The organism is Stieleria sp. (genome assembly GCF_041595215.1).
Taxonomy (GTDB): Bacteria; Planctomycetota; Planctomycetia; order Pirellulales; family Pirellulaceae; genus Stieleria; species Stieleria magnilauensis.
Window position 1 is genome coordinate 1 of sequence record NZ_JBFHKV010000170.1, and the last position, 10492, is coordinate 10492.

Below are 10492 nucleotides of genomic sequence, written 5' to 3' on the forward strand. Positions count from 1 at the left end.
CCCACGGAAACGTTGTGAGATGAACGCTTCACCGACCGAATCACGCGACCGGGTCAACGCCATTGACCATCAAGTCGCGCATCTTTGGATGGTGCGAACATTCCTCAAGCACGCCGACGAAGCGGAAGACGACGAAGAACTACGGAGTGTCGTCAGAGACATTTACGACTTCATCCTGGCGGTAGGACCGATCGACGACGTCCAGGACGATGCGGTCTATCTGAAGATGGCCAAAAAGAAACTCTCCAAGCTCCGCAAAGCCACCGAGTTATACGAGGAGATTCAACCCGAAGTCAGCGGGCACACGAACTTTGTGATGGCCGCCAAGTCACTCCGCCTGGCGCTCGACGCCATCACTCACATCGTCCATCCCCCCGTGGCGTAAGCTTCCAGCTTGCGTCCCAACCAGTGGCGTAAGCTTCCAGCTTGCGTCTCTTGGCCCCTGGGCCAGTGGCTTAAGCTTCCCGCTTGCGTTTCTTGGCCCCTCGGGCCAAACCCTAACCGCCCCCCAACCACCACGGCCCCTTCCGTGCCCGATTCCAAATCCAAGACGAAAGATTTTATCGATCCGACGTTTCTGTTTCGGTTTGAAGTCGAGATCCGTAAAGCGGATTTGGAATGGACCTCCAAGGGCCTGAAACTTCCCGAGAGTTGCCGGATGCCATCGTTCGGGGCGCTCGGTGGACGCAAGGTATTTGCCGATGTGCGCCTCGGCTGGTCCGAAGACGGGATCGGGGTCCAGATTCTGGTCAATGGAAAGCGGCAAGTGCCCTGGTGCCGCGAGACGCGACTGGATGAAAGCGACGGCTTTCATTTGTGGTTGGACACGCGATGCAGCCCCAACATTCACCGGGCGACACAATACTGCCACCGTTTTCTTTTCATGCCTGCCGGTGGTGGTCCGAGGCGCGAACGTCCGATCGCGTCTCTGATCGAAATCAATCGCGCCCGCGGTAACCCCAAGTCGATCGCGGCCGACGCGTTATCGATCAAAGCGTTCGCGCGGCACGACGGCTACGAGTTGTGCGGTCTGATCCCCAGCTCCGCACTGACCGGATTTGATCCATCCGATCAATCACGTCTGGCGATCTATTACGCCGTGATCGATCGCGAACTCGGTTGGCAAACGCTCGGCGCCGGCCCTGAATACCCCGTCACCGAAGACCCCAGCCTGTGGGCCGACGCAGTACTGGTTTAGTTAGCTGTTAGCAGAAAAATGATGGGCAGAAAAGCGGACGGTGAACGGCAACGAGTCAGACAAGAAAATGGGTGACAGGAAAATGTCGGACATCGTCTGAAGACGGAAGTACTGAAACTTGGAACCTGAAACTTGAAACCTAAAACCCCCTCCCCGAAGGTCCCACCGTGAAGTTTCCTTTGCTGGTCGCTCTCTGCCTTTGTATGGCATCGATCGCTGTCGCCGATGGCCCCGCCGACAATCTCGCGGATTCGGTCCGGCCGATTCCGCCGCTGGGCGAGGACTTGGATGACGCACAGTCGCAACAACTGATCGACGCATGCCAGAACGTCCGCCGCGCTTGGGGTGAATTGCTCGGGCGCGCCGAAGAAAAAGCTCGGTCGGGAAACAAGTGGCAACGGGCACAGCATCAGCAATCGCTCCAGACGCTGTCGGAGTTGACGCCAGAAATCCTGGTCTTTCCCCGTGCGGTCGAACTCGCGCTGGAGTTCAAACAGTTTTACCAACCGAACGATTTCAACAACGCGGTCTCGCTGTTGGAGGAGGCAAAACGTCGGATCGATGTCGCCGGGGTGACGCCGCAGTGGAGTCGGGTCGTGGGGATCGGTGACGGAGAGCACCAGCAACTGATTATCGGCGGCTATCAATCCAAGATCGATCGGTCGTACCAGCCCTACGCGGTGGTCATTCCGGCCGGATACACCCACGGTGACTCGCGGCCGAGACGATTGGACATCTGGTTTCACGGGCGTGGTGAAACACTTAGCGAAGTCAGTTTCTTGGCCAAGGGACGCACCTCCGCCGGCCAATACACTCCCGCCGACACGTTTGTCTTGCACCCTTATGGTCGCTACAGCAACGCGTTCAAATTTGCCGGCGAAGTCGACGTGTTGGAAGCGCTCGAACACGTCCGCGACCACTTGCCCGTCGACCGGTCGCGCACCAGCGTACGCGGTTTTTCGATGGGCGGCGCCGCATGCTGGCAGTTTGCGACCCATTACGCCGATCGCTTTTTTGCCGCCAATCCCGGTGCGGGGTTTTCCGAAACGCCTGAGTTCTTGAAGTCGTTCCAAGGCGAAGACCTTTCGTCGACTCCGGATTACCAGCGGACGCTTTGGCGACTGTACGATTGCCCCCACTGGTCACGCAATCTGGTGCACTGTCCGACCGTCGCCTACAGCGGAGAAATCGATCGCCAGAAACAAGCCGCGGATGTGATGGAGGCGTCGTTGGCCCGGCACGGTATCGATTTGGTGCACGTCATCGGGCCGCAAACCGCGCACAAAATCCACGAGGATTCCAAGGTTGAAATCGAAGCTCGGATGAATGCTCTGGCGGCATCGGTCCAGCCGACGGTGCCACGGACGATCGATTTCACGACGCAGACCTTGCGTTACAACCGCATGCACTGGGTCACCGTTGACGGTTTGAAGAAACATTGGGACACCGCGCGCGTTCAGGCGAAATTCATCGACACGGAAAGTCAGACACGCATCGCGGTAGAGACATCCAACGTGACGCACCTGCGGTTGGACTTTGCTCCCGGACAGTGGCCGGGACTTCTTCCCGAGCGCCCCATCGTTGTCATCGATGGCTCCGAATGCCAAACGCCGGCGGTGCGATCGGATCGGTCTTGGAACGCGGAGTTTGTCCTTCGCGACGGGCGTTGGCTGTCCGGCAAGATCGACGAGGCCGGCGTTCGTAAGCGACCGGGTTTGCAAGGACCGATCGACGACGCCTTCATGGACTCCTTTCTGTTTGTGCTTCCCTCCAAACCATGCGATGACCCGGCCTTGCAAGCTTGGGTGGCTGCCGAAGCCGAACACGCACAGTTGCATTGGCGAAAGCACTTTCGCGGCGACGTTCAACGGGTTCTGGATCGCCAGCTGACGAAAGAGCAAATCGCCACGCACCACTTGGTCCTGTTCGGCGACCCGGAATCCAATTCCGTGATCGCTCGACTTGCCGACGCCCTGCCGGTCAAATGGAACAACGACACCATCGAGCTGGGATCGAAGACCTGGCCTCGCAAGGCTCGCGCGGTCGCAATGATCTATCCGAATCCGCTAAGCCCCGACCGCTACGTCGTGCTCAACAGCGGCTTCACCTTTCGCGAATACGACTATCTGAACAACGCACGGCAAACGCCCAAGCTGCCCGACTGGGCGATCCTGGAGATCGAAGGCGGCGCGACGATGCGAGATCCCGGCAACGTTCAAGCGGCGGGATTTTTTGACGAACGGTGGAAGCCTTGAGACGATGGTGACGGAGAGGCGTGGGGGGAGAAGGTGGAATGACGGATGGCAGAATGATACGGGGCAGAATGATGGGGAGAACACGCTGAGAGGGCGCGCTGCTTCACTTGTTCCCGGGCCCTAACCATCGCTGTGAAGCATTGATTTCCGATGGTCTTAGCGGAAGGGCGCAAGTCGTCCGGTTTGACCTTGAAAGACCGGAGGGCTCGCGCCCTGCCGCTAAAATAAACGAACGTGGTTAGCGGAACGGCGCGAGCCGTCCGGTCCCGACGTAGGTAGACCGGAGGGCTCGCGCCCTGCCGCTAAAATAAACCAACGTTGTTAGCGGAACGGCGCGAGCCGTCCGGTGCCGGCGTAGGTAGACCGGAGGGCTCGCGCCCTGCCGCTAACAAGACGCACCCCGTTCGGTCTCAAAGTAAACCGAAGTGCCCACTGCGCGTCCGATGGCATGCACCACAAGTCCTACTCGATTCGCTTGAACGTCACAAGGATGTGCTGATTCTCAGGCGTGGACGTGAAGTCGGTGGGACGGTCTTTGTCGTTTCGCACAAAGCAAAGCTTTCGGTTCTTTTTACCGAGCTGATAGATCCCGACAAATTGATCGCCACTGCCTCCGCCCTCGGTCGCTGTGAAGTCAATGGTTTTGGGTGTTGCCCTCGGTGAAATCGTGCTTGTGCCTTTGCTCGTTTCCTTGTCTTCCGAACGCACGCTCCATGTGCCGTCATCGCCGTTGACGACCGTGAGCTTCTTCACGTCTTCGTTTTTTGCTTTGTTGCCGGCGATCACGAGCGAGGTGACTTGCCAGGTGCCCTGGAGTTTCTTGCGATCCTTCTGGACGGCCCGGTCTGTTGCATCGTCCGCATGCGCGGCGAGCGGAAAAGCGAACCCAGCCACCAATAGCCCTATCACTAAACTTCGCATCGCACCGGTCCTCCACCTCTAAACGGACAACAAAAAACATCCCCGATTGTAAACGTTGCGCCATCCTCCAGGTCCGATCACTTTTGGATTCGCGTATTCTTGTCACCCATTTTCTTGTCGCATTGCCACATGCTCATCGGCGGCAACTCGCCAATTGATTTTTCGGGCGTGCCAGAGCGACGGGACGTCCACCCGGCACTCGCGTAGCACCAACGTGATCAAGATCGCTTCGGTATTGGCCAACGTGACGCAAACCATCGAAAGGCGCACGAGCCAGGGGGTGATGCCTGCCAGCCAGAGGGCTGTGCCGGGGATGATGATCAACCAAACCCCCTTGGCGGCCCAGGTGTGGTAGCTGGGCAGCCGCCGAAACTTGATCAGACAGGCCAGCCAATTCAACGCATAACTCGTGATCGCCACCAGCATCCAATACTTCTCGGTGGCGACCAGATCGGGCTGGTACGCAATCAACGCGATCAGCACGGACGAATAGAAAACGGCGTCCGCGACCGTATCCAGACGTGCGCCGACGGCCGAAGTGGCGTGGGATCGTCGGGCCAGATATCCGTCCAACCATTCGGTGAAAACCAGAAAGATCGCCAAGGCGGCCAGCCAAGTCATCTGCTGGGCGATCGCCAACGGGACCAGCGCCGGGGAGCCTACAATACGAGACGTGGTGATCACGTTGGGAGCCGTCAACCAACGATCTGTTTCAGGTGCGATAGTCACGTTCCCGGCTCTCTCCCTCCTGCAACACCGCAGGCGGTTGGTGGGCTATCCAACGACACGAACCCGAGCATACCATTGATCCGGACACCACCCGAACCGAATCTTTGCGTGCCTTGCAGGCTTCCGACCAGCGACAACGATGAATCAGCAACCCAACAATCCGCTGCACGGAGTCACATTGGCAGACTTGCTGGAGCGGCTGGTCGAACGGTACGGGTGGGAAGAACTGGGCAACCGAATCCAAATTCGCTGCTTCACACACGATCCCAGTCTCAAATCAAGCCTGAAGTTTCTGCGGAAAACCCCCTGGGCCAGGGCCAAGGTGGAACGGCTGTATCTGCGGTCGATCTGCTACGAGAATCGAAACGTCGCTCCAAACTTTGGGAGCGGGGGCGATGTCGACGGACAGGATGGTGAAGACTGAGTGGGTTAGCCAGCGATGGGGGAATCGCAATCGGAAGGCAGAATGATACGGGGCAGAATAATGGCTGGCGGATTGATAGGGGCGGCCGAACGATCGGCGGCCTGATGCGTTCGGTGTGCAACCCATCGAGTGGTTGGCCGGGGGAAGAATCCGGCGATGCAGTGTTTTTGGGGTCGTGGTGGGGACGCCAAATACTGGGGCCGAACGGTGCTGTCACAGAAGGGTACTGCCACAGAACAGGCGGTCACAGAACGGACCGCGGAGAAAGAAGTAGCGAGGACTGGACTTGAACCAGCGACCTATGGCTTATGAAGCCACCGCTCTAACCGACTGAGCTACCTCGCCAAGTGCGGGACAGTATGCCAAAGCCGGCCAAGCCTGACAAGCCTCGTCTTGAACTCTCCCGCGGACCTTCTCCGACGGGAAAATCTTCGTCCTTGATTCACCGCACCGGCCGGTCTGACGGCAACGGCTCGGCGTCATCGGTCACTCCCGCCAGCCCCATCCTGTCCGGCAACTAAATTCTGGAACGCCTGTTCGGAGAGCACCTTGACCCCCAATTCGTTGGCCTTGGTCAGCTTGCTGCCGGCTTTTTCTCCGGCGACCAAAAAGTCCGTGTTTTTGCTGACGCTGCCCGACGCTCGGCCGCCCAGTTCCGTGATAAGTTTTTTGATCTCGTCCCGCTTGTAGTGTTTCAGGGTCCCCGTGACGACGAGGGTTTTCCCTTCCAACAAACGACCACCCTCGACCTCGACAGGTTCGGGGTCTTCCAATTTGACGCCTTCGGCGGCGAGTTCGTCGAGCGTTTTCCGGCCGTAGTCGCTGTGCAAAAATTCATGCAAACTCTTGGCGATGCGATCTCCGATCTCATGCAGATCCGCCAGATCTTCGACCGATGCCTCGCGGAGCTTTTCGAGGGTGTGGTACTTCGCCGTGATCAGCGACGCGACGCGTGGACCGACATGGCGAATCGAAATCGAGGACAGCACCCGGGCCAGCCCGCGATCACGGCTCTTGTCGATTCCCGCGATCAGGTTTTCAGCATTTCGCTCGCCGACCTTGACGACAATCAATTTCCCATCTTTCCCTTTGCGTTGTTTCAGCCAATCCAACGACGCGACCTGATCGACCGACAGACGATACAGGTCGGCGTAGCTGTGTAGCAGACCGTGGCCGAGCAGCAGGTCCACGACTTCCTCGCCCAGTCCATCGATGTCCATTCCGGGACGGCTGCCGAAGTAAATCAATCGCTGTTTCAGCTGTGCAGGGCATTGGGGATTGGGGCATCGGATGTAGACTCCCCCGTCGTCGCGAACCAATTCCGTTTCGCACTCCGGGCACGTCTGGGGAAAACGATACGGAGAAAGCTTTCCCTTGCGCAAGTGTTTTTCGACGCGAACCACCTTGGGGATGATCTTGCCCGCTTTTTCGACCACCACGACGTCGCCGATTCGAACGTCCAACCGTTCGATTTCGTCGGCATTGTGCAGCGAGGCGCGCGAGACAGTCGTGTCGGCGATCTCCACCGGTTCCAGATGAGCCACCGGGGTGACGGCTCCCGTCTTGCCGACTTGAACGCTGATGTCGCTTAAACGTGTGACCGCTTCGTAACGTTCGAACTTATAGGCGATCAACCATCGCGGACTCTTGCTCCGCATGCCCAGTTTTTCACGCTGCGCGAAATCGTTGACTTTGAACACAATCCCGTCGACCTCAAACGGCAGGTCGGGCATCCCCTGTTCCAGCTCGTCGACCGCCTCGATCACCGCCGCGGCACTGGGAAAGACGCGGACATCGGGTGTCATGGGAATGCCATACGCCGCGATTTCCTCCAGGAATTGCATGTGGTTGGTCGCGGCCAGCCCATCGACTTGTCCCACGCCATGGCAAAAGAATCGCAGATTGCGTTCGGCGGCGATGGCCGGATCGAGCAACCGGATCGTCCCGGCCGTGACGTTGCGGGTGTTCTTGAACGGCTCGGCTCCCGCGGCGACTTGCCGTTCGTTCAAGTCGGCCAGGTCCGTGTTGGTCATGTAGACTTCGCCGCGCACCTCCAAGACCTCGGGCGCCTTCTTTCCCTTGATGCGGAGCGGCAAATCACGAACGGTCCGGATGTTGTGCGTGATGTCGTCGCCGACGGTCCCGTTGCCTCGCGTCACCGCAAGCTTCATCTCGCCATTTTCGTAGCGCACCGAGGCGGCCACCCCGTCGATCTTGTATTCCATCACCCACTCGATCGGCTGGCCTTGGAGCAGTTTTTCGGTGCGGTCAAAGTAGGCTTTCAATTCCTCGCGGCTGTACGTGTTGTCGATCGACAGCATGGGGACCGAATGCGGAACCTGGACCAGATGCTCGACCGGTTGATCGCCGATGCGTTGGGTCGGCGAGTCGGGCGTGAGCAGATCGGGGTGCTCGGTTTCCAGGTCTCGCAATTCTTCCAGCAGCCGATCGTATTGCAAGTCACTGATCGACGGCTTGGCCAACACGTAATACGCGTGGTCGTGACGGCGAATTTCATCGCGAAGTGCTTGGACGCGTTTTGCCGGAGTCGTCATGGAATCGATCGAAAAAAGGTCGGTGGCAGACAAGGGGGCGACGTAATTTACCGCGTCGCTTCGGGGGCTCGCCACGGGGCACGGTTTGATTACGATACTTGGCGCACGTGAATTCCCCGTCTTCCCCGCTTGTTGCAAGGATTGTCCCATGGCTCGGCTCGCCCACCACGTTTTTTTTACGCTGAAAGACAACAGTCCGGCAGCGGTCGACAGCCTGGTCGCGGACTGCCAAAAATACCTGGACGATCACGACGGAGTGATCGGTTTTTCGGTCGGCCGCCGAGACGCCGAGCTAGACCGGCCGGTCAACGTGAAGTTTGACGTCTCGCTGCACGTGATCTTTCGCGATCGCGCGACCCACGACGTGTACCAAACGGCCCCCCGACACCTCGAATTCATCGAGCGTCAGAAAGAGAACTGGGCGACGGTTCAGGTCTGTGACAGCCTGCTGGAAGACTAGAGCCCCAGCTACCTTGAAACATAGGGTGCCGCGGAAAAGGGGTCCGGTACCAATGGCACGGGCAGGAGTGTTGGTGTGCAGGCTTTAGCCGCCCAGTGTCGCTGCTCCGCAGCGAACGGGAATCGCCTAAAGGCTAGACACCAACGTGCGCTGGTGTGCAGGCTTTAGCCGCCCGGTGTCGCTGCGGAGCAGCGAGTGGGAGCGCCTAAAGGCTGGACACCAACGGTTGCTGAATCACTAATTGGTCAAGTACCTGACCCCTTTTCCGCTCGTCAAAGTTGACGAAGCACTAGAGTCCCAGCACCTTTCGATAGACGTCCGCCGTGCGACTGGCCATCGCGACGTCTGAGAAATCTTCGGCGTGACGCTCGATCGCGGCGTCGGACATCTGTTGCCAGTCGTGGACGCCCGAGATCAGTTCCTCGATTTTCTCAGCCAGACTTTCCGCGTCGCCCGGCTCGGCGAGCAAGCCCTGTGCACCGTCGGTCAACGCTTCGGGCGTTCCTTCGACCCGCGTGGCGATGACGGGAAGCCCAGCGGCCATGGATTCGAGCACCACCATCGGCAACCCTTCTCCGTACAGACTCGGCAACACCATCGCGTCCAACTTGGCCAGTTCGCCCGGTACATTGCGTGTAAAGCCGACGCGCTCGACCAGTCCCGTGATCTGCAGTTTTGCGATCAGGTCTTCGATCGATTCCTTGTAGGCGTCGGTTTCGAAGGGTCCGATGATCCGTAATCGAACGTCGTGTTGGTCACGCAGTTTTGCGATCGCGTCCAAGGCAATCTCCAGTCCCTTTCGCGGTCGCATCAACGCGACCATGCCGAGCACCCAGCGTCCGCCGACGACCGGGGTAGCCGATCGCGGTGGGCAGATCGCCGGCACGCCGTTGTGCACCACGGTGACATCTTCTTCGTGACAACCGCGGCGAATGCAATCCATTCGCAAACTTTCCGAAACGGTGATCAGGTGGCTGCATCCCCGCAGCGACAGTTTTTCGACTGCGGCATTGGCATGATTGGTCAACGGCTTGGACGAATCCCGAGCCGTGGGACTGTGAACGTGATAAACCCACGGCAGCCCGGTCAGACGCGACGCCACGGACGCGATCATCGCCGTTCGCGGCGTGTGTGCGTGCAGCAAATCGTACCCGTTCTCTTGGACTAGTCGGCGGACCCGCCAAGCGGCTCGGACGTCCAGCCGGTTTTTCATGTCCGCACGGAAACAGCGGCCCCAGGCTCCGCCGTGTTCGACCAGCGTTTTGGCAAACTTCCCCGGTTTCACGCACGCGAAATCGGCATCGACGGCGAATCCGGGCAAGCAGCGGCCCAGGTGGGACTGAACCCGTTCGGCCCCCGCGAAATGTTCTCCGTTGACGATGTGCAACACGCGAACGGATGATGTCGCGGCGCGGCCCCCCACCAGACTCGAATCCTGCTCCGCCGGACCAGAGGCCTGCGGATGGATGACGATCGGAGTCGTGGGGAGTGGTCCGGTCGAGCTTGATCGGCCGAGATTTCCAGCTTGCATGATGGCGTTGGGGGTAAAAGAACGGGCTCCAATGACCTGTCTTCAACAAGCTGCGTCGCGATTCCACCCTGCCGCGATCAAATCGGCCGGCCGCGTGCGAACAGACACCCAGGCGGCAGGTCGAGGGATGGGATTTGCGGATTGAACCGGTTAGTCGGGATGCCGAATCGTCCGCCTCGCCTCTGGGGAAAACGGCCGGATTCGGCTACAGTACGCGTTTCCCTGAACAGCCCTTCCTCCCCAGACCAGCCCAGAAACCTTGAAAGCCTCCATCGTTTTTTTGCCCGGCGACGGCATCGGTCCCGAAATCACGCAGCAAGCCAAACGTGTTCTCGAAACGATTGGTGAGATTTTCGGTCACGAATTCACTTTCCAATCGCATTTGATCGGTGGGATCGCGATCGACGAAACCGGTGACC

Annotated in this window: 10 protein-coding genes and 1 tRNA gene; 6 read left to right on the plus strand and 5 right to left on the minus strand. The window is 59.1% G+C overall.

The annotated features are described in order from the left end of the window. Window positions 1–19: 19 nt before the first annotated feature. The 3 genes from ABX749_RS09055 (at window position 20) to ABX749_RS09065 (ending at window position 3453) form a co-directional block, all read left to right on the plus strand. Entirely contained in the window at window positions 20–385 is a 366-nt protein-coding gene (locus ABX749_RS09055; RefSeq protein WP_372895698.1) for an amidohydrolase, read from the plus strand. A gap of 144 nt (window positions 386–529) precedes the next feature. Further along, window positions 530–1198: a hypothetical protein gene (locus ABX749_RS09060; RefSeq protein ID WP_372895691.1), complete on the plus strand. Its 669-nt coding sequence runs from the start codon at window positions 530–532 to the stop codon at window positions 1196–1198. 167 nt (window positions 1199–1365) lie between these two features. Further along, window positions 1366–3453: a prolyl oligopeptidase family serine peptidase gene (locus ABX749_RS09065; protein WP_372895692.1), complete on the plus strand. Its 2088-nt coding sequence runs from the start codon at window positions 1366–1368 to the stop codon at window positions 3451–3453. A gap of 462 nt (window positions 3454–3915) precedes the next feature. On the opposite strand, the gene ABX749_RS09070 is transcribed toward ABX749_RS09065, so the two are convergent. Together ABX749_RS09070 and ABX749_RS09075 are read right to left on the minus strand one after the other, a co-directional pair. After that, window positions 3916–4347, minus strand: a complete 432-nt coding sequence (locus ABX749_RS09070) for a TIGR03067 domain-containing protein (RefSeq protein WP_372895693.1) — start codon at window positions 4345–4347, stop codon at window positions 3916–3918. Window positions 4348–4476: 129 nt separating this feature from the next. Next, the gene (locus ABX749_RS09075) at window positions 4477–5073 is read right to left on the minus strand and encodes a CDP-alcohol phosphatidyltransferase family protein (protein WP_372895694.1); all 597 of its coding nucleotides are present in this window, start codon (window positions 5071–5073) and stop codon (window positions 4477–4479) included. Window positions 5074–5242: 169 nt separating this feature from the next. On the opposite strand from ABX749_RS09075, the gene ABX749_RS09080 reads away from it, so the two are divergent. Next, complete coding sequence (locus ABX749_RS09080) at window positions 5243–5527, plus strand: VF530 family DNA-binding protein (protein ID WP_145209135.1); 285 nt, start codon at window positions 5243–5245, stop codon at window positions 5525–5527. A gap of 271 nt (window positions 5528–5798) precedes the next feature. Here the strand turns inward: ABX749_RS09080 and ABX749_RS09085 are convergent. Both ABX749_RS09085 and ligA read right to left on the minus strand, forming a co-directional pair. After that, window positions 5799–5872, minus strand: a tRNA-Met gene (locus ABX749_RS09085). Window positions 5873–6006: 134 nt separating this feature from the next. Beyond that, window positions 6007–8082 carry an NAD-dependent DNA ligase LigA gene (ligA, locus tag ABX749_RS09090; RefSeq protein WP_372895695.1) on the minus strand — a complete coding sequence of 692 codons (2076 nt, stop codon included), beginning with the start codon at window positions 8080–8082 and terminating at the stop codon, window positions 6007–6009. A gap of 148 nt (window positions 8083–8230) precedes the next feature. On the opposite strand from ligA, the gene ABX749_RS09095 reads away from it, so the two are divergent. Next, window positions 8231–8542, plus strand: a complete 312-nt coding sequence (locus tag ABX749_RS09095; protein ID WP_372895696.1) for a Dabb family protein — start codon at window positions 8231–8233, stop codon at window positions 8540–8542. Window positions 8543–8831: 289 nt separating this feature from the next. Here ABX749_RS09095 and ABX749_RS09100 read toward each other — a convergent pair whose 3' ends face one another. Continuing rightward, window positions 8832–10073: a glycosyltransferase family 4 protein gene (locus ABX749_RS09100; protein ID WP_372895697.1), complete on the minus strand. Its 1242-nt coding sequence runs from the start codon at window positions 10071–10073 to the stop codon at window positions 8832–8834. Between the two features lie 280 nt (window positions 10074–10353). On the opposite strand from ABX749_RS09100, the gene ABX749_RS09105 reads away from it, so the two are divergent. Continuing rightward, window positions 10354–10492: isocitrate/isopropylmalate family dehydrogenase (locus ABX749_RS09105; RefSeq protein WP_372895699.1), on the plus strand; the 139-nt coding region annotated here is incomplete at its 3' end.